The sequence below is a fragment of the Streptomyces sp. NPDC097619 genome (genome assembly GCF_040302735.1).
Classification (GTDB): Bacteria; Actinomycetota; Actinomycetes; order Streptomycetales; family Streptomycetaceae; genus Streptomyces.
Genome location: NZ_JBEOSD010000011.1, coordinates 60,829 through 79,980, shown reverse-complemented (window position 1 = coordinate 79,980; position 19,152 = coordinate 60,829). Strand labels below are relative to the sequence as shown.

Annotated in this window: 17 protein-coding genes; 7 read left to right on the top strand and 10 right to left on the bottom strand. The window is 73.7% G+C overall.

The features are described from left to right. Nucleotides 1-411: 411 nt before the first annotated feature. Complete coding sequence (phoH2, locus tag ABTZ17_RS05420; protein ID WP_352194170.1) at nt 412-1,728, bottom strand: RNA 5'-3' helicase PhoH2; 1,317 nt, start codon at nt 1,726-1,728, stop codon at nt 412-414. Between the two features lie 373 nt (nt 1,729-2,101). After that, a complete protein-coding gene (locus ABTZ17_RS05415; RefSeq protein ID WP_352194169.1) occupies nt 2,102-2,863 on the bottom strand; it encodes an isoprenyl transferase in 762 nt (253 codons plus the stop codon). A 121-nt stretch (nt 2,864-2,984) separates the two neighbouring features. Between ABTZ17_RS05415 and mgrA the strand changes: the two genes are divergently transcribed. Then, entirely contained in the window at nt 2,985-4,022 is a 1,038-nt protein-coding gene (gene mgrA / locus ABTZ17_RS05410) for an L-glyceraldehyde 3-phosphate reductase (RefSeq protein ID WP_352194168.1), read from the top strand. A 240-nt stretch (nt 4,023-4,262) separates the two neighbouring features. On the opposite strand, the gene ABTZ17_RS05405 is transcribed toward mgrA, so the two are convergent. Further along, entirely contained in the window at nt 4,263-4,970 is a 708-nt protein-coding gene (locus ABTZ17_RS05405) for a prepilin peptidase (protein WP_352194167.1), read from the bottom strand. A gap of 132 nt (nt 4,971-5,102) precedes the next feature. Here ABTZ17_RS05405 and ABTZ17_RS05400 point away from each other — a divergent pair, with 132 nt between their 5' ends. The 3 genes from ABTZ17_RS05400 to ABTZ17_RS05390 all read left to right on the top strand — a co-directional run bounded on the left by ABTZ17_RS05400 (nt 5,103) and on the right by ABTZ17_RS05390 (nt 7,693). Beyond that, complete coding sequence (locus tag ABTZ17_RS05400; RefSeq protein ID WP_352194166.1) at nt 5,103-5,480, top strand: DUF192 domain-containing protein; 378 nt, start codon at nt 5,103-5,105, stop codon at nt 5,478-5,480. 57 nt (nt 5,481-5,537) lie between these two features. Further along, nucleotides 5,538-6,155 (top strand): SMI1/KNR4 family protein, encoded by a 618-nt coding sequence (locus ABTZ17_RS05395; RefSeq protein WP_352194165.1) that lies wholly within the window; start codon nt 5,538-5,540, stop codon nt 6,153-6,155. Nucleotides 6,156-6,415: 260 nt separating this feature from the next. Beyond that, nucleotides 6,416-7,693, top strand: coding sequence for an extracellular solute-binding protein (locus ABTZ17_RS05390; RefSeq protein ID WP_352194164.1), 1,278 nt, complete (start codon nt 6,416-6,418; stop codon nt 7,691-7,693). A 197-nt stretch (nt 7,694-7,890) separates the two neighbouring features. On the opposite strand, the gene ABTZ17_RS05385 is transcribed toward ABTZ17_RS05390, so the two are convergent. Next, a complete protein-coding gene (locus ABTZ17_RS05385) occupies nt 7,891-8,517 on the bottom strand; it encodes a hypothetical protein (RefSeq protein ID WP_352194163.1) in 627 nt (208 codons plus the stop codon). A gap of 235 nt (nt 8,518-8,752) precedes the next feature. On the opposite strand from ABTZ17_RS05385, the gene ABTZ17_RS05380 reads away from it, so the two are divergent. Continuing rightward, nucleotides 8,753-9,940, top strand: coding sequence for a serine hydrolase domain-containing protein (locus ABTZ17_RS05380; protein WP_352194162.1), 1,188 nt, complete (start codon nt 8,753-8,755; stop codon nt 9,938-9,940). A 111-nt stretch (nt 9,941-10,051) separates the two neighbouring features. Here the strand turns inward: ABTZ17_RS05380 and ABTZ17_RS05375 are convergent, their stop codons facing one another. From ABTZ17_RS05375 to ABTZ17_RS05360, 4 genes are all read right to left on the bottom strand, one after another. Next, nucleotides 10,052-10,378 carry a nuclear transport factor 2 family protein gene (locus tag ABTZ17_RS05375; RefSeq protein WP_352194161.1) on the bottom strand — a complete coding sequence of 109 codons (327 nt, stop codon included), beginning with the start codon at nt 10,376-10,378 and terminating at the stop codon, nt 10,052-10,054. 126 nt (nt 10,379-10,504) lie between these two features. Next, complete coding sequence (locus tag ABTZ17_RS05370) at nt 10,505-11,299, bottom strand: polysaccharide deacetylase family protein (RefSeq protein WP_352194160.1); 795 nt, start codon at nt 11,297-11,299, stop codon at nt 10,505-10,507. 193 nt (nt 11,300-11,492) lie between these two features. After that, nucleotides 11,493-14,996 (bottom strand): NB-ARC domain-containing protein, encoded by a 3,504-nt coding sequence (locus ABTZ17_RS05365; RefSeq protein ID WP_352194159.1) that lies wholly within the window; start codon nt 14,994-14,996, stop codon nt 11,493-11,495. Between the two features lie 66 nt (nt 14,997-15,062). Continuing rightward, nucleotides 15,063-15,659: an ATP-binding protein gene (locus tag ABTZ17_RS05360; protein ID WP_352194158.1), complete on the bottom strand. Its 597-nt coding sequence runs from the start codon at nt 15,657-15,659 to the stop codon at nt 15,063-15,065. Nucleotides 15,660-15,853: 194 nt separating this feature from the next. On the opposite strand from ABTZ17_RS05360, the gene ABTZ17_RS05355 reads away from it, so the two are divergent. Then, nucleotides 15,854-16,705, top strand: coding sequence for a helix-turn-helix domain-containing protein (locus ABTZ17_RS05355; protein ID WP_352194157.1), 852 nt, complete (start codon nt 15,854-15,856; stop codon nt 16,703-16,705). Between the two features lie 8 nt (nt 16,706-16,713). After that, complete coding sequence (locus ABTZ17_RS05350; RefSeq protein WP_352194156.1) at nt 16,714-16,905, top strand: hypothetical protein; 192 nt, start codon at nt 16,714-16,716, stop codon at nt 16,903-16,905. On the opposite strand, the gene ABTZ17_RS05345 is transcribed toward ABTZ17_RS05350, so the two are convergent. Then, the gene (locus ABTZ17_RS05345) at nt 16,902-17,651 is read right to left on the bottom strand and encodes a hypothetical protein (protein ID WP_352194155.1); all 750 of its coding nucleotides are present in this window, start codon (nt 17,649-17,651) and stop codon (nt 16,902-16,904) included. The genes ABTZ17_RS05350 and ABTZ17_RS05345 overlap by 4 nt on opposite strands. 79 nt (nt 17,652-17,730) lie before the next feature. Next, a complete protein-coding gene (locus ABTZ17_RS05340; RefSeq protein ID WP_352194154.1) occupies nt 17,731-19,032 on the bottom strand; it encodes an MFS transporter in 1,302 nt (433 codons plus the stop codon). Between the last annotated feature and the right edge of the window lie 120 nt (nt 19,033-19,152).

The following is a 19,152-nucleotide window of genomic DNA, read 5'->3' as shown; positions in this document are numbered from 1 at the left end:
GGCGTCCGCTGCGGTGACCTCACGGACGCGGGAGAGCCCCTTGGCGCTGGCCTCCGACACTGCTGTGGTCACGGGAGACGCGGGCCCGGCGGCAACTCCCCTGCGGAGAGCGGCGCGTGGTACTCGGGCGGCATACGGCTGGCGGTTCTTCAGTTGTCGTCGTGCACTGCGCCTTCAGGAGACGGATCGCCTCCCGCGGGTACAGGTGTGCCGTATGCGGGGCCTGACGGAAGCAAGACTCTGCCGGACGACGACGCCGCAAGGCAATCCGGAGTTGCGTGTGAAAGGTCACACCGCCGCAGCGCCTGCCGGTACGGGCGAAGCGCTGCACAGGGCGGTGCCGCCCGGCTAGGCTTTTCGCCTTTGCCGGACGGCACCCAACGAACTGTCCCTTTCGACCCGTTAGGGCGGTCAGAGGGATTCGAGCATCTCGGTCACCAGGGCGGCGATCGGGGAGCGCTCGGAGCGGGTGAGGGTCATGTGCGCGAAGAGCGGATGACCCTTCAGCTTCTCAACGACGGCCACCACCCCGTCGTACCGGCCGACGCGCAGATTGTCCCGCTGGGCCACGTCGTGGGTCAGGACCACCCGCGAATTCGCCCCGATCCGGGACAGAACAGTCAACAGGACGTTCCGTTCCAGGGACTGGGCCTCGTCCACGATGACGAAGGCGTCGTGGAGGGAGCGGCCGCGGATGTGGGTGAGCGGCAGCACCTCCAGCATCCCGCGGTTGAGCACCTCCTCGATGACCTCGCGTCCGGAGACCGCGGAGAGGGTGTCGAACACGGCCTGGGCCCACGGGCCCATCTTCTCGGCCTCGGTGCCCGGCAGGTACCCCAGCTCCTGGCCGCCCACCGCGTACAGCGGCCGGAAGACCATCACCTTCTGGTAGAGCCGGCGCTCCAGCACGGCCTCCAGGCCGGCGCACAGCGCCAGCGCGGACTTGCCGGTGCCGGCCCGGCCGCCCAGGGAGACGATGCCGACCTCCGGGTCGAGCAGGAGGTCGAGGGCGATGCGCTGTTCGGCGCTGCGGCCGTGCAGGCCGAAGGCCTCGCGGTCGCCGCGGACCAGCCGCACGTCCCCGCCGGCGGTGACCCGGCCCAGGGCCTTGCCGCGTTCGGAGGTGAGGACGAGCCCGGTGTGCACGGGCAGTTCCGCGGCCTCGGGGACGTGCAGCCGCTCCTCGGAGTAGAGGAGGTCGACCTGTTCCCCGGAGAGGGAGAGCTCGCTCATGCCGGTCCAGCCGGCGTCGGTGATGGCGAGCTCGGCGCGGTACTCCTCGGCGAGCAGCCCCACGGAGGAGGCCTTGATGCGGAGCGGCAGGTCCTTCGAGACCACCGTGACGTCGTAGCCCTCGGCCTGCAGGTTGCGGGCGACCGCGAGGATCCGCGAGTCGTTGTCCCCGAGCCTGAAGCCCGCGGGCAGGATGCCCGGATCGGAGTGGTTGAGCTCGACGCGCAGGGTCCCGCCCAGTTCGCCCAGTGGGAGCGGGGCGTCGAGGCGGCCGTACCGGACCCGGAAGTCGTCCAGCAGCCGGAGGGCCTGCCGGGCGAAGTAGCCGAGCTCGGGATGGTGCCTCTTGGCCTCCAACTCCGTGATCACCACGATCGGGAGCACGACCTCGTGCTCGTCGAAGCGGCGGAAGGCGTTGGGGTCGGCCAGCAGGACGCTGGTGTCGAGGACGTAGGTCCGCCTGTCGGGCAGGCGGCGCTTTGTGCTGGTCACCACGGAAGGACGTACCCCCTCGGAAGAGGTCGGGCCATGAAGACCGGACCGGTCATCGGCTCCCTGCACGGGCCGAATTCCGGCCCTCCACTCCGTCCGTGCGAACCGCACGTGCGTCCTGGCTGCAAAGGGCCTCCCGGGCGGACGGCGCCTGTGCCGCCCGCTGAGATGCGACACCCGTGGTTCGGGAGTCGACCTGCCAGGGGTATTCCCTCGAACGCGCAAGGCCATGCCTTGGCATATGACGGACGCTCGGTGAATCCCTGGTGAAAGCCCCGCGACGCGATCGTGCCGCTCCGGCGCGCCGGCGGCGGGGGTCGGGAGGGTGTGCCGAGGGGGTGTCGGCGGGGCCGTGTCGGGCCCCGCCGAAGGGGTGTCAGGCCCCGTACCGCCGGTGCCGGGCGGCGTAGTCGCGCAGGGCCCGGAGGAAGTCCACCTTGCGGAAGGCGGGCCAGAAGACCTCGCAGAAGTAGTACTCGGAGTGTGCGCTCTGCCACAGCATGAATCCGGACAGGCGCTGCTCGCCGCTGGTGCGGATGACGAGGTCCGGGTCGGGCTGGCCGCGCGTGTAGAGGTGCTCGGAGATGTGGTCGATGTCCAGGATCTCCGCGAGCTCCTCGATGGAGGTGCCCTTGGCGGCGTGCTCGTGGAGCAGGGAGCGGACCGCGTCGGCGATCTCCTGCCGGCCGCCGTAGCCCACGGCGACGTTGACGAGTATCCCGGGGCGGCCGCGGGTGTCCTCCTCGGCCTCCTTCAGGACCCGCTGGGTCTGCGCGGGCAGGATGTCCAGATTGCCCACGTGGTGCACGCGCCAGCGGCCGTCGGCCGCGAGTCCGCGGACGGTGTTCTCGATGATGTTGAGGAGGGGGCGCAGCTCCACCTCGGGGCGGTCCAGGTTGTCCGTGGACAGCATCCAGAGCGTGACGACCTCGACGTCCGTCTGCGCGCACCAGCCCAGCAGCTCGGTGATCTTGTCCGCGCCGGCCTGGTGGCCCTGCTCGGTGGTGCCTCCGGACGCCTTCGCCCAGCGCCGGTTCCCGTCGAGGATGACTCCGATGTGCTTGGGAACCGCGTCATGGTCGAGGCGGCCTCCCACCCGGCGCGCATACAGCCTGTACACCAGGTCCCGCAGCTTCACGATCTTCCAGCCCCTCCTGCATGGCCCCCGCGAACAGCGTCCCCCGACTGCGCCACATTACTGCGCCCGCGGATGCCCGGCCCAACCCGGGATGTCACAAGTCCGTGATAGGGAGGACAACGTGACTGATAACAATCCCTATCGGGCGGACGCCACGCGCTACGACTCCATGGAGTACCGCCGCTCCGGCCGCAGCGGCCTCAAGCTCCCCGCGATCTCCCTGGGCCTCTGGCACAACTTCGGTGACGACAAGTCCCTGGAGTCCCAGCGGTCCATCCTGCGGCGGGCCTTCGACCTGGGCGTGACCCACTTCGACCTGGCGAACAACTACGGTCCGCCGCCCGGCTCCGCGGAGCTGAACTTCGGCAAGATCTTCGCACAGGACTTCGCGGCGCACCGCGAGGAGCTGGTGCTGTCCACGAAGGCCGGGTACCTGATGCACCCCGGCCCGTACGGCGAGTGGGGCAGCCGGAAGTACCTGCTCGGTTCGCTGGACGCCTCGCTGAAGCGGATGGGCGTGGACTACGTCGACATCTTCTACAGCCACCGCTTCGACCCGGAGACCCCGCTGGAGGAGACCATGGGCGCCCTGGCGTCCGCGGTGCGGCAGGGCAAGGCGCTGTACGTGGGCGTCTCCTCCTACAACGCCGAGCAGACGGCGGAGGCGGCGCGGATCCTCACGGAGATGGGGGTGCGGCCGCTGATCCACCAGCCCTCCTACTCCATGATCAACCGCTGGACGGAGGAGGACGGCCTGCTCGACACCCTGGAGGCGGCGGGCATGGGCTGCATCTCCTTCGTGCCGCTGGCCCAGGGCCTGCTGACCGGCAAGTACCTGAAGGGGATCCCGGAGGGGTCGCGGGCCACGCAGGGCAAGTCCCTGAACCCGGACCTGCTCTCGGACGAGGTGATGCGCCGGCTGAACGGGCTGAACGGCATCGCCGAGCGGCGCGGGCAGTCGCTGGCGCAGCTGGCCCTGAACTGGGTGCTGCGGGACGAGCGGATGACCTCGGCGCTGATCGGCGCGTCCAGCGTGGCGCAGCTGGAGGAGAACGTGGCCGCCCTGGCGGGTGCGCCGCTGTCGGCGGAGGAGCTGGCGGAGATCGACTCCTTCGCGGTCTCCACCCCGGGCACGAACATCTGGGCCCAGCGGGGCTGAGGCTCCGGGGCTTCCCGGGCGGGGGTCCGTACGGTCCGGCGGATGCGCCGGACGGTGCGGGCCCCTTCGTTCTGGCCGCCCCGCGGCTTGGCCGGAGGTCCGGCGGAGCGCTGGGTTCCGGCCGGAGGGGTTCCGGACAAGAAAAACGGGCCGGTCCGTGGGGGGGATACGGACCGGCCCGAGGGGGGGGTTCCACCATAACCCTTCATAAAGGGTGCTGCGCGCACCGGCGCGCGGGGATTACGCTCCGAGGCCGCCCAGGAGCAGAGCGGTGAGGGTGCCACCGGCCATGAAGGGGCCGAAGGGGAGGGCGGTCTTCCGGCCCGCCCGGCCCCGTACCGCAAGGGCGAGGCCGTAGAGGCTGCCGTAGAGGAAGCCGAGGAAGGCTCCGAGCAGCCATACCCCCCACCCGTACCACCCAAGAGCGACCCCCAGGGCGAGCGCCAGCTTGACGTCTCCGAAACCCATGCCGGCGGGGTGGACGAGGAACAGCAGGAGGTACCCGCCGCCGAGGGCCAGGCCGCCGAGGGCGGCACCGTCCCAGTGGCCGGCCGCGCCCGGCAGGGCGGCCGCGACGCCGAGCAGGGCGGTGACGGCCCCGGCCAGGGGCAGGGTGAGCACGTCGGGCAGCCGGTGCACGGCGAAGTCCACCAGGGCCAGGACGAGCGCCACCGGGGCGAGGGCGACGAAGACGGCCGCCTCGGGCCGGGCCCCGCCCGCGGCGGCGAGCGCGGCGCAGACGGCGGCGCAGCAGGCGGCGGTGCGCCCGGCGGGCGGACCGTAGCCGCGGGCCCGGGCGAGCCAGCCGGTCAGCGGGCGGCCCCCGGGGTCCACGGAGCGCCAGGGCTCCCCGGGCGGCACCGCGAGCCGGTGCACCGCGTGCGGGACAAGCAGCCCGGCGGCGGTGCCGTACCCGGTGGCGAGGACGACGATCACGAGCAGGACCACGGGCCGACCCTAGGAGCCGGGCCCGTGCCGGTCATGGGCCCCCGGGCCCAACGGAGGGCGGCGCGGTGCGGTGCGGGGCCGGTTCCGGCCGCGGGGGTCCGGTCGGCGGCCGGGTGTCCTAGGGTGCGCGGCATGGGCGGACGGTGGCGGGACGGTACGGGCGTGCTGGCGGTGCGGACGCCGGCGGACGGAGCGGGAGCGGGAGCGGGGATCCCGGTGGAGATCGCGGCCTCGTATCGGGCGCGGACCCGGGGACTGCTGGGGCGGGACGGGATCGCGGGGGCCATGTTGCTGGTGCCGGCGGCGAGCGTGCACACCTTCGGGATGCGGTTCGCCATCGACGTGGCGTACCTGGACCGGGAGCTGCGGGTGCTGGCGGTGCGGACCATGCGGCCGGGGCGGCTGGGGCTGCCGCGACCGCGGGCCCGGTACGTCCTGGAGGCGGCGGCCGGGGCGTTGGCGGGCTGGGGCGTGGCCGAAGGCGCCCGGGTCGGGGTCACCGCGGACTGATCAAGGTCCCCGGGCAGGGTAGGTTGGGGCGGTTGGGCTCGGCGGCAGGGGGGCGACATGGTGGAGAACGCGCAGATCACCGCGCTGGAGCGGATCATGCCCAGCGCCTTCGGCGCGGACGAGTCCGTGGACTGGGCCGCCGCCGAGGCCGCCTGGAGCACCCGTTTCCCGGCCGACTTCGTGGCCTTCATGGCCCGTTACGGCGGGGGCCGGATCAACGCCGAGGCCAGCATCCTGGTGCCGCTGCCCACCGCGGGTCCGCAGTGGGATCCGGCCGACATGGTGGAGGAGACGGGCAACGCCCGGGCCGCCTGGGCGGCGGAGGGCGGCCGGGTCGCCTTCGACACCGACCCGGAGCACATCCTGGCCTGGGGCATCACCGCGGGCGCGGACATACTGTGCTGGCACACCGAGGATCCCGATCCGGACCGGTGGCCGGTGCTGGTGTGCGGGCGGCACACCGCCGATCCGTTCACCGTGTATCCGTACGGAATGGCCGAGTTCCTGCGCCGGCTCTTCGAGGACGAATTCGACGTGAATCCGGTGAGCCTGACCTTCTGGGACGGGGCACCGCTGAGTTTCGTGCACTGGCGGGAGGCCCAGCGCCGCTGGCAGACCGGGCACAACCCGGAGACCGGCGAGCCCGACCCGTACGCGGGCGAGTTCACCGGCTGATCCCCGGCGTCCCGCCCGTCCCTCCTTTCACGGCCCCGCTCCGGCGGGGCCGTTCGTGTTTCCGGAGCCTCCCTGGGCCCGGCCCACGGGCGCCGCCGGTTCTACGCGCGTCCCCGCGCTCCCGGGCATATCGGAAGACACCAGACGGAAAGGCGGCGGTTGGAGCAAGGGCCATAACTGGGGTTCACCAGGGCCCATCCGGCCGAAATGCGGCGAGAATTCCGGACGCAGTGACCAAAACAAGATCAAGAGGAAAGAACGTGCGACGAAGACACTCCGGCGCCGCCGCCTCCCTGGCCGCGCTCGTCCTTCTCGGCCCGCTCTCCGGGTGCGGATCCGCCGGTTCCGGCGGGGACGGTCCGCTGACCCTGGTGGCCGCCGAGTACGGGGACTCCCCCGCGACGAGCTCGAAGGGCTACTGGGACGGGATCACGGCCGCCTACGAGAAGGCCCACCCCGGCAAGCGGGTGGAGGTGAAGCTCTACCCCTGGGCCGATGTGGACCGCGAGGTCACGCGCATGGTGGAGGAGGGCGAGGCCCCCGACATGGCGCTGATGGGCGCCTACTCGGACTTCGCCGCCGACGGGCTGCTGTACGAGGCGGGCGACGTCCTCTCGGTGTCGGCGGAGGCGAACTTCCTGCCGCCGCTGGTGGAGGCCGGCTCCGTGGACAACAAGCTCTACGGGCTGCCCTTCGTCGCCAGTACCCGGCTGCTCTTCTACAACGAGGACCTCTTCGACGAGGCCGGACTGAGCGCGCCGAAGACCTGGAAGGACCTGGAGAAGGCGGCCGAGGCCCTCAAGGAGGACGGGGTGCGGACCCCGTACGCCCTGCCGCTGGGTCCGGAGGAGGCGCACGCCGAGGCGATGATCTGGGAGCTGAGCAACGGCGGCGGGTACACCGACGCCAGTGGCGGCTACAGCCTGGCCTCGGACCGCAACGTCGAGACGCTGGAGTGGATCCGGGACGAGCTGGTGGCCCCGGGGCTGACCGGTCCGGTGCCGCCGTCGAAGCTGAACCGGCAGGACGCCTTCGCGGCCTTCCTGCGCGGTGAGGTCGGCATGGTCAACGGCTATCCGTCGTTGCTGCGGGAGGCCCGGGACAAGGGCATCCGGGTGGGCACGGTGGCCATGCCGGTGTCGGACGCGCTGCCGGCCGGCGAGGTGCCCCCGACCATGGGGGTGGCCGACTGGATGATGGCCTTCAAGGAGAACGGCAACGACGAGGAGATCGGGGCTTTCCTCGACTTCGTCTACCGGGACGCCAACCTGAGCACCTTCGCCCGTCGTTACCACCTGCTGCCCTCCACGATCACCGCTTCGCGGACCCCCGCGGGCGGCGGACTGGACGCCGGGCACGAGCAGTTCCTCACGGCCCTGCACGGGGCGCAGCTGTACCCGGTGAACAAGCCGTCCTGGCTGCAGGTGAGCAATGTGATCAAGCGGAGCATCGGCTCGGCGGTGGAGCCGGGCGGTAGTCCGCGCGGTGTGCTGGAGAAGATCGCCGAGCAGGCGCGGGACGCCGCCGAGCGGTCCTGACCCTCGGGCGCTCCGGGCGCCCTTCCCGGACCCGGTGGCCCGTCCGCCCGGTCCCGGCCCGCGTCCCATCCGGGCGCGGCCCCGGCCGTACGGCACCCATCCGGTGCCCGGCCCGCCGCCCGCACGGCACCCACGAGGTGCGACGGGCGGCAGCGGGAACGGCCCTGTCGCGGGCCCGTACCTCAGTGGCTCGTACCTCAGTGGCTCAGCGAGTCCTTGAACTCCTTGCAGGAGGAGTCCCAGTCCAGGGTGCCCTTCACGGTGGCGCGGTCGGTGTCGGCCGGTCCGGTGCGGGAGATGCTCCAGGCGACCGTGTACACCCCGGAGTCGCAGGCGATCTTCCGGCCGACCGGGAACTCCTTCTCCAGGACGGCGGGGCGGTCGGCCTTGGCCTCGTCCACGGCCGCGATCCTCTTGCCGCGGGCGTCGCGCAGCACGGCGCGCAGGGTGACGGCGTGCTTGCCCTTCTTCTCGCTGATGCCCTTGCGGAGCAGGGTGGAGGTGGCGATCTCGTAGGAGAACACCATGCGGGGGCGGTAGGCCACGGTGTTCAGGTCGGGGGTCTTGGAACCCCATTCGGGGGCGCCGGCGGGGCCGGGCTTGTCCTTGAGCTTGTAGTCCATGCCCGGGTGGAACCGGAACTGACCGCTCAGCTTGTGCTTGTCCCCTCCGGTCCAGGCCGTCTTCATCGCCTTGTTCCCGCCGGCCGGGTCCTGGAGGTGCCGGGCCGAGGAGGGGCCGTCGGCCCGGGAGAGGGCGGCGGGGGCCAGGACCGACAGGAGGACTGCCGTGCCCGCGAAGGCGGCGGTGCGGATGCGGTTCATGCCGGGGTCAACGCGGTCTCCCGGCGCGCCGGAACGACCCGGCCGGGGGTTTCACCCGTACGAGCCCGGGCGGGCGGGTTTGGCCGGAGGACGGGGCGAGGAGGGCCTCGGCGGTCGGAATACCGTGCGGAGCAGGGGGGTTGTGGGCTCTGCCGGACGGCGCGCGGCACGGGTCGCACGCCGGGACCGGCGGACCGCACGCGAACGCGCGGCACACACGACGGGGGTTGTGGAGATGACGGAGCAGACGACGACCGGGGAGCGGTCGGACGGGGCGGACCGGGTGCACGGGGAGACCGCGCCGGGCTGGGAGGCCGTCCGGGCCGAGCTGGAGGCCGTGATCGCGGCGGAGCCGCACCATCCTGAGGCCCAGCTGACGGTGTACCACCAGGGGCGCCGGGCGGTGGATCTGTGGAGCGGGGAGCACACCGGCGCGGACACCCTGGGCCCGGTCTATTCGGTGACCAAGGCCGCCGCGCACCTGGTGGTGGCCTCGCTGGTGCAGGAGGGCGTGCTCGACCTCGACCGCACGGTCTCCTCCTACTGGCCGGAGTTCACCGGCGGCGGCAAGGAGCGGTTGACGCTGCGGGAGCTGCTGGCGCACCGCGCGGGCCTGGTGAACGTGCCCGGCGGGTTCGGGATCGATGAGCTGGCGGACGAGCGGCTGGTGGCGGCCCGGCTGGCGGCGGCCGAGCCGTACTGGGAGCCGGGGGCGGAGTACGGCTACCACGCCTTCGTGATCGGCGCCCTGACGGGTGAGGTGGTGCTGCGGGCCACCGGCCGGACGGTGCAGGAGCTCTTCGAGGAGCGGCTGCGCGTCCCGTACGGGCTGGACTTCCGGATGGGGCTGCCGGCCGGTGACCCGGACCGGGAGCGGTGGGCGCCCGTGCTGCCGCAGTTGCCGACGCCCGAGCAGCTCGCGGAGGCGGCGGCCCAGGAGCTGCCCGCGGACAGCCTGCTGCCGGTGGCCTTCAACGCGCTGCGGGAGCCGCCGATGGACTTCGTGGAGTTCGGCAACGCCCCGCGGACGATCGAGTCGGGGATGGCCTCGGCGGGCGGTTCGGCCTCCGCGCGCGGGGTGGCCCGGATGTTCGCGGCGGCGGTCGGCGGGGTGGACGGGCTGCCGCCCCTGCTGAAGCCGGAGACGGTGGCGGAGCTGGCGCGCCCGCTGACCCCGGGCGTGGACCGGGTCACCGGGGAGAGCGACCACTTCGGGCTGGGCTTCGAGCTGCAGCCCCTGGTGGGTCCGGCCGCCTTCGGGCACTGCGGGGCCGCCGGGGCGAACTCCTGGGCGGACCCGACCACCGGGCTGGCGTATGCCTACACCCGGCGCCGGTTCTTCTTCCCGGGCGGCTCGGCCACCGAGAACGAGCGGCTGACGACGGCGGTGCTGCGCGCGGCCGAGGCGGTCGCGGGGGCCTGACGCGGGGGCCTGACGCGGGGGCCTGACGCGGGGGCCTGACGCGGGGCCGGTCCCACGGGCCGGTCCCACCGGCCGTGGGATCGGCCCGTGGGACCGGCCCGCCGTGGAGGCTCAGCCCTGGCCGGTCTCGAAGCGGCTGACGCGGCCTTCGGGGGTGATCTCGAACCGCCAGGCGGTGCGCATCTCGCCCCAGGTGTCGTTGCGGTAGTTCGCGACCAGGGAGCGGCCGCCGTCCGTCTCCTTGATCACGTCCATGTGGCCGCGGGAGGAGAACATCTCCCGGTCGGTCCATTCGGTGAGGTTCCGGTCGGTGCCGTCGTCGGACATGGTGGCGTCCGGGGTCAGCAGCGCGAAGAACGCTTCCTGGTCGTGGGCGTTGACGGCGGCCACGAAGGCGGCGACGACCGGGTCGGAGAGGTTCTGCGGGGCGATGGTCACGCGGGGCTCCCTGGGGACGGGGGTGGACCCGACCAGGGAACACCGCGGGGGTCCCGCGCGGTCCGATCCTCACCCGTTCGCGCCGCGGACCGCGTGTCCCGACCGGTCGGGGCCGGTCGGGGCCGCTCAGGGCCGGGTGCGGACGGGGAAGCCGGTGGGCCGGCCCTGCTCCTTGAGCCAGGGCAGCACCCGCTCCAGGGCCTCCACGGTCTGGGAGCGGTCGCCGCCGCCGTCGTGGAAGAGGATCGTGGGGCCGTTGACGAGCTCGTTGCGGACGGTGGCCTCGATGGCCGCGGCCCCCGGCTTCTGGAAGTCCTTGGTGTCGACGTTCCAGCCGAGCGGCCGCATCCCGGCGGCGGCGGCGATCCGCCGGCTGTCCGGGGTGAAGGCCCCGCCCGGCGCCCGGTAGTACTCGACCTTCGCGCCGCCCGCGGCCTCCTCGATGAGCTTCTTCGCGTCGAGGATCTGCCGCTTCTGGTAGGCGACGGGCTTCTTGTCCATGCCGGTGTCGTGGGTCATGGTGTGGTCGCAGAGCTTGTGCCCCTCGGCCACCACCCGCTTCACCAGGTCCGGGTGGGCCCGGGCCTGCGGGCCGATCATGCAGAACACGGCCTTGACCCCGTTCTCCTTGAGCAGGTCCAGGACCTCGGGGGTCCAGCGGGGGTCCGGCCCGTCGTCGATGGTGATGTTGACGGTGCGTCCGCCCGCCTCCGCGTCGTGGGCGATGGACTCGGGGATCACCGGCGCGGGGTTCGCGGGGTCCTGCTGCGCGGAGGTCCCGCCCCGGGGGCCCGGGCCGGCCGCCAGCGGGGTTCCGCCGTCGTCCCGGGTGAGGACGGCCGCGCCCCACACCGCCCCGGTCAGCGCGAGGGCCGAGGCCACCACGGCTATGTGCGTCCGGTACTTCTTCTGCGTCGACATGCCGCTCCCCGCTCCCTCTTTGACGGTCACCCAGTTCCCAGGACGTTAGGTCAAGGAGGAAGGTTTCACTCAATTCGCATTTAACGTCACCCAGATGGACTTTCGGCCCTGGACGCTGACGCCGAAGGTCACGGGTGCGCGGCCGGCGCCGTTCCGTGACGGCGCGGGCGGAACGGATCGGAGCCGGGGGCCGTCAGGGCCTGAACTCGAAGGAGTACAGCCCGTACCGGCCTCCGACGGCCAGGGACCGGCCGCCCTGGGTCCAGTGGCAGGAGTGCAGGCTGCCGCCGGTGCGCAGGACCACGGCGGGGCGGAGGTCGGCGGTGTGCCAGATGCGGAGGGTGCCGTCCTCGCCGGCGGTGGCCAGGCGCCGGCCGTCCGGGGAGAAGGCGAGGCCGGGTACCGGTCCGGTGTGTCCGGTGAGGGTTCCGGCGGCGGCGTCGGGCCGGTCGGGGTCCCACAGGCGGACGGTGCCGTCCTGGCCTCCGGTGGCGAGGAGTCCGCGCGGGGACCACACGGCGGTCATCACCATGCCGTGGTGGGAGCCGAGGAGCCGTGGGGGGTCGGCGGCCCGTACGGGGCCGAGGACGACCTGTCCGGACATGGTGCCGACGGCGAGGGCGGCGCCGTCCGGGGCGAAGGCCATCGCGTAGGGCTTGGTGGCGAAGGTCAGGGCGCGCACCTCGGCGCCGGTGGCGCGGTCCCAGAGCCGAACGGCGGTGTCCGAGCCGCGGCTGAGGAGCAGGGAGCCGTCGGGGGACACGGCGAGGCCGTCGACCCAGTGCGTGACGGGGTGGCCGGTGGTGACCGTGCCGGTGGACAGGTCCCAGAGGTGGATGACGCGGTCCCCGTCGACGGTGGCGGCGAGCCAGTCGCCGTCCGGGCCGAAGGCGGCGGCCCGCCACCATGCGCCGTGTCCGGTGAGTTGCCGCAGCAGGGTGCCCTCGTCGGCGGACCACAGTTCCATGGAGCGGCGGGAGCGGAGGGCGAGCAGGGTGGTGCCGTCCGGGGAGAGTTCCAGGCCGCGGATGAAGCCGGCGGCGGGCGTGGCGGGGCGCGGGGGCCTGGGGGGCGTCTCGATGAGCCGGACCGCGTCGAGGTCGCCGCGGGCCAGCCAGGTCCCGTCGGGGCCGAGGAGCATCGCGGTGGCGCTGATGTCGATGCCGGGGAGGCCGCCGAGGTGGGCGCCGGTGTCGAGGTCCCACAGGTCCACGCGGCCGTCCTCGACGGCGCTGACGCACCAGCGTCCGGCGGGGTCGATGCCGACGCCGATGCCGGGGTAGGTCTGGTCGGGGGCGGCCCGCAGGACGTGGGGGTTGCCGGGGGCGGTGGCGGTGACCTGGATGTGGCCGCGGTCGTCGACGGCGGCGAGGCGGGCGCCGTCCCGGTCCAGGGCGAGGGCGTTGACCCGGCCCCGGTGGCGGATCCGGGCGCCCACCTGGAGGCCGGTGTCCGACTCCCAGACCCGGGCCGTGCGGGCCTCGTCGCCCGCCGCGACCCGGCGACCGTCCGCGGACACGGCGACGGCGCGGACGGAAGCCGTGGGCCCCCAGTAGCGGCGCAGGCCCTCGCCGGTGGTCGCGTCCCACAGGTGGACGGCGCCCCCGCCGTGTCCGGTGAGGAGCCGGCGTCCGTCGGGGGTGACGGCGAGGGCGGTGCAGGGGCCCGGGCTCCGGTCCAGGGCGGGCAGGGGTCGGCCGGAGGGCAGCTCCCAACGGTCCACCCCGCCGCCCCTGACGGCGGCGGCCCAACTGCCGTCCGGGGCCAGGGCGAGGGCGCGGACGGGTGCGGCGTGCGGGCCCTGCCCGAGGCGGGCGGTGGGGGTGCCGGTGTCCAGGTCCCAGAGTCGGACCTCGCCGTCGGCGTGCCCGACGGCGAGCCGGGTGCCGTCGGAGGTGACGGCGAGGGCGGAGACGTACGAGCCGTGCCCGGTGACGGTCCGCAGCAGGGAGGGGTCGGGGAGGTCGGGCAGCGGCCAGCGTTCCACGAGTCGGGGACGGAGGGCGGGGTCCTCGCGGCGGGCGGCGATCTGGCGGTCCCAGTGCGGGATGCCACCGAGCCGGCTGTGCAGGATCACGGTGAGGGAGCCGGCGGGTTCGACGGGCGTCAGCAAGTGGGAGACGCGCAGCAGGTCGCGGGCGAGGGCGGTGGCGAGCGGGGTGGGGATCCGGGCGAGGTCGCTCCACGGGGCGGCGGGACCGCGCTGGTGGAGGCGGGTCTCGACCCAGCGGACGTCCCCGGCGATCTCTTCGGCGCGGTCCTGCCGTCCGGCGGCCAGCAGGTGTTCGACGAGGTGGTCGAGGACGTAGCCCTCGCGGACCTCCCACCAGCGCTCGGGGAGCGCCGCCTCGGCCAGGACCCCGTGCAGGCGCTGGAGTTCCTCCCCGCCGAGCTCCTCGCGGAGGTAGTCGCGGAGCACGTCGTGGAGGGTGATGCGGCCGCCGTCACCGGGAGCGAGGGAGATCAGGGAGAGCCGGTCGAGCCGGGCGCACAGGTCCCGGGCGGCGAGGGCGGTGAGTCCGCCGGTCGCCGCCCAGAGCTCGGCGACCAGGGGGACGGGCAGGGACTCGTCCTCGACGAACACGGCCAGTTCCGCGAGGCGTCGGTCGCCGTGCGCGGGCAGCAGGCTGGTGGCGGCCTCCACCGTGGCGCGGACGGCGAGGGCGCGGCGGGCCGGGCTGTCCAGGTCGAGGGGGAGGTGGGCGCCGGGGGCGGCGACGGCCCCGGGGTCCACGGCGGCGGGGCCCCGGGCGCGCAGCACGCGGAGGACTTCGGCGGCGGCGGTGGCCGGATCCTCGCCCGTGGAGACGAGGGCGGCCACCAGCCGGTTGGTGAGGCGGAGCAGCAACGCCCATCGGCCGGTGGCGCGCAGCAGCCCTGCCTCGGTCGCGGCGGGCAGCGCGGGCAGCCCGTGGGTGAGGACGGCCCGGGCCTGCGCCTCGCTCATCTCGTCGACGCGGACCCGGACGGCCTCGGAGGGGAGCACGCCGGGCACCCGGGTGGTGACCAGCCGGACGCAGTCGCGGCCGCCGCGCAGGAACGGGGCGAGCTGTTCGGCCTCCCACACGTCGTCGAGGACGAGCAGGGTGGGCGGGCGCTGGTCCAGGAGGCGGCCGAGGTGGTCTCCGGCGAGGTCGGGGTCCTCGAAGGCGGTGGTGTCCCCGGTGATGAAGGTGGTGACCTCGGCGACCTTGTCGGCGATGGCGGCCCTACCCCGGACGTCCCGGCCGACGGTGACGAAGTGGACGCGGCCCCGGAACCGGGCACGGACCCGGGGATCGGCGCAGACCGCCGTGGCCAGGACCGTCTTGCCGAAGCCGCCCGCGCCCTCCAGGGAGGTGGTGATGCCGACGGCGGTACCGCCCCGGGCCGGGCGGGCGCAGACGGCGGCCACGGCCGCCTTCGCCTCGTCCCGGTCCACGACCCAGTCGGGGACCCGGGGCGCGGGCGGGGGCGGCGGGTCACCGGCGGGGCCGGCGGGCCGTTCCTGTCGCCAGGCCAGCCAGCCGGCGGCGAGCAGCCCGAGCCCGGTGACCACGGCGAGCACCGCCCAGGCGTGGGTGCGCACGTGGTCCAGCGGGCCGGGCCAGGTCCCGTCCCCGGTGGCGGCGTTCGCGGCCAGGCTCGCGACCGCGGCCAGGGCCGCCGCGAGCACCACCACCGCCACGACCAGGGCCGCCCGCCCCCTGCTCATCATCGTCCCGCCCCGCCCGTCCGGGCCGCGCGCCGGGTCCCGCACCCGTCCCCCGCCCCGAGCGCGAGGTTAGCCCCGCCGGCCCCGCCCCGCCCGGGGTTCGGCCGCGAACGCCCCGTAGTCGGCGGCGCCTTCGTGTGGGAGGCAGACCCAGGTACGGGTGCCGCCGCCCGGTTCCCGGGAGGGTTCGAACCCCCAACTGCCCGAGCACTCCCGGACCAGGCAGGCCAGGAAGCGGAGGGCCGCCCGGCGGCGGGTGTCGAGGGCTTCGGCGAGCGGGGTGCGGGCCCGCGCCGCCTGCCCGTCGAAGGCGGTGAGGCGGACCGTCCCCGTGCGGTAGCGGAGCGAGAGGTACAGGTCCTCCCCCGGGCTCAGTTTCGCGGCGGCGGCCACCAGCTCCGAGGTGGCCTGGACGGTCGCGGCGGCGAGCGGCGCGAGGCCGTGCGTGTGCAGGGCCACCGTCACCGCCCCGCGGGCGATCCGGGCCGCGTGCGGGGCCCCCGGGAGCGTGAGGCTGCAGAAGAGGTTCTGTGGGTCGGGCGGCCCGGCGGGGACGGTGCCCCCGGCCGGGATCGTCAAGCAGGGCAGGGCGGACAGGCTGAGCATCGCGGACTCCTCGTACGGCACGGCGGAATGGCTCTGGGTGACGGTGAGTTCGACGCGCACGGATGGCTCGACGCGGTCGGTCGGGGAGCGTGGCTCGTCGCCGGAGGCCGAGGCATGCTGCGGCGATGCACTTCAACTCCCCTACGTGAGCGGTGCGTTACCAACCGTAGGGGATGCGGTGGCCTATGTGCCACTGGCTTGGCGGACAACTGCCTTCCGTGGTAGCCGTACCGAGGACACGGCAGACTTCCCCCATGCCTCCGAGGACAGCTCCCACAGAACGTCAGAAGCGGCTGGGTGCCGAGATCCGCAAGATGCGCGTCGCGGCGGACGTGAGCGCCCAATCGGCGGCGGGGCTCCTGGGCGTGGACCGCTCGAAGGTCTCGGCGATCGAGCAGGGCGTCCGGACCATCAGCGAGGAACGTCTCCGCGCCTTGGCCTGTCACTGCGACTGCGCCGACCAGCGCTACGTCGACGCCCTGGTCCAGATGGCCCGGCCGCGACAGCAGGGGTGGTGGGACCGGTACCGGGGCTCGATGCCCGCGAGCGTCCTCGACATCGCGGAGCTCGAAGCCTCCACGCACCGCATCCGGTACGCGAACACCGTGCACATCCCGGGTCTTCTCCAGACGAGCGACCACGCCCTCGCCATCTTCCGCTTCGCAGTGCCCGCCCTGCCCGAATCGGAGGTGGCCCTGCGACTGGCCCACCGGATGGAGCGGCAACAGGTCCTCACCGGCCTCAAGGCCCCCACGTACACCGGGGTGATACACGAGGCAGCACTCCGCATGCGGTTCGGAGGCTCCAAGGTGGCCAGGGCGCAGTTGGAGCACCTGATCGCCATGGCGGAACGCGACAACGTGACGGTGAGAGTCGTTCCGTTCGAGGCCGGAGGCTTTCCGGGCGCGGGCCAGACACTGAATTACGTCGAAGGCCCCGTGCCTCAGCTCGACACCGTCCAGGTCGACAGCGCCCACGGAGCGGATTTCCTGCACGGCGAGGCCCAGTTGTCGAAATACCGGACCCACCTGGACTGGTTGGAAGGGCTCAGCCTGTCAGCGACCGAGTCGGTGGACTTCGTCCATCGCCTCGCGAGAGAACTGTGAGGAACACGATGGCCGACATCACGTGGGAGGACCCGTTCTGCGCGGAATCCAGCGCGTGCTACCGCTTCGGGACCGACTCCGACGGGAACAGCTACATCGCCGTCGCCGGGCAGGAGGACCACCCGCTCACCGACTCCGCAGACGCCCTGCGCCAACTGATCCTCGACATCAAAGCCGGCAAGGCCGACCACCTCCTCTAGGCGGCCTCGAACGGGCGGATCGTGATCGTCCAGGGGCCGTCGGCGCGGGCGTAGAGGAGGCAGGGGCCGGGGAGGGGGACCTCGCCCTCCCAGGGGCCGTTGTCGTTGGCCAGGTCGTCCAGGAAGCCCGAGCCGTCCGGGGCGAAGGTGTCGGTGAGGAAGTAGCCGCCGTCGGGGTGGCGCGGGCTGCCCGCGTAACGGAGGGTCGCCAGGGCCGGGCCGCCTTCGTAGCGCAGTACGTCGGAGGCGGGCCGCTCCGCCCGTTCGGTCACGGCGAGCGCGTCCTCGATGCCGGTGACCTCGATGGTCCAGGGTCCGTCCGCCGTCACGCGTACCGCGCGCACCGGCCGGTCGTCGGCGTTCGCGAGGGCCCGGGCGACGAAGGGGCCCGTGGTGTAGACGGCCTGGGAGCCGGCGCGGAGGCGGCCGTCCAGCAGGTCGACCACGAAGTGGCCGGGGCCCTCGTGGGTGATCGTGAGGATCAGCGGCCGCGTCCCGGTGTCGAGCTTCACGGTGCGGGCGCCGGTGCCGGACTCCCGCTGGAGGACCGGGGCGCCCGCCCGCGCGGGGGCGGGCACCGGTTCGGGGACGACGGCAGCGGATCCACCGGTGTGCACGGCGCCGGCCGGTCCGCTCGTCTTCACGACGCCCGGGACCGGAACCGGCGTCCCGTCCGGGGCCGAGGACGGCGTCGACGCCGTCTCCTGGCCCCCGGACCCGCCCAGGACCCGCTTCAGCCAGTTCATCCCGTCCCCCTGTCCCGTGTCCCCGCATTGCCGTACGCGGGTGGTGGCACCGTATCCGGGCGCCGCCGGCAGGGGGCGGTCAGGCCGCCGGGGCCGGGTCCGGGTCGGTGGCCTCGCGGGCGGCGCGGCGCCGGATCGCGTCCTCGTCGGTGCGGGCGTCGTACGTGAACAGCTTCGGGAGCAGCGCGGACAGGATGGCCACGGAGGCCACGCAGGCCACACCACCGGTCCAGAAGGCCGAGCGGGTGCCCGTCCAGCCCGCCATGGTGCCCGCGCGGACCTGCCCGAGCTGCGGCCCGACGCTGTACGACAGCACCTCGATGCCGGCGAGCCGGCCGCGCAGTTCCTCGGGGATGGTCTGGTTCCAGATGGTGGCGCGGCCGAGGCCGCTCAGCATGTCGCCGGCGCCCGCGACGGCCAGACAGGCCAGGACCACCCAGATGCTGCCCGTCCAACCCGCCGCGGCGATGGCCAGACCCCAGACGGTGGCCCCCCCGATCACCAGCAGCCCGTGCCGGTGCACGCGGGAGGTCCAACCGCTGGTGAGCCCCAGCAGCAGGGAGCCGACCGCGCCGGCCGCGTACATCAGGCCGAGCGCCCACACGGCGTCGAGCTCGTCGGCGAGGAAGGGGAAGATCGTGTTGGGGAAGGCGAAGAACATCGCCGCGAGGTCCACGGCGTACGTGCCGAGCAGCACGGGCCGGCTCCACGCGTACCGGGCGCCCTCGGCGATGGAGCGCAGTGAGGGCCGTTCCGCGCCCTTCACGGGCGGGGCCGCACCCAGCCGGGTGCACAGGAGCACCGACACCGCGAACCCGACGACCGTGATCGCGTACGCGGAGGCGTACCCCGCGTAGGCCACGACGAGGCCGGCCAGGGAGGGCGCGGCGATCGCGCCGACGTTGTAGCGGAGGGAGTTCAGGGCCGCGGCGGCGGTCATCTGGTCGTGCGGGACGATCCGGGCCATCAGGGAGTCCAGGGCGGGCCGTTGGAGGCCCGCGAGGCCGGAGACCCCGGCGGCGACCACGTACAGCGGCCACAGCAGCGGATCCGGGAGCAGCGCGTTGACCAGCAGGATCGCCGCGAGGATGCCGAGCCCCGCCTCGGTGAGCAGGATCATCCGCCGCCGGTCCACGGCGTCCGCGAGCGCCCCGCCGTAGAGGCCGCAGACCACCATCGGGATCAGCTCCACCGCGCCCATGGCACCCACCGCGAGCGGGGAGTCGGTGAGGTGCTTGATCTGCAACGGCAGGGCGATCATCGCCATGAAGGAGCCGAAGAAGGTGACCGAGCCCTGCCAGAACAGCAGCCGGAAGTCCCGGCTGGAACGCCAGGGCGTCAGGTCGGGCAGGAGGGCGGCGAAGCGGCGGGGGGTACTCACGACGGACCATCGTCCGTGACGACCGCGGAATCGGACAAATCATTTATCCGATGGGGGTGGGGCCAGGGCCGGTCCGGTGGGCGGGGCGCCTCGGGGTGGGGCGGGGGCGCCTCGGGGCGG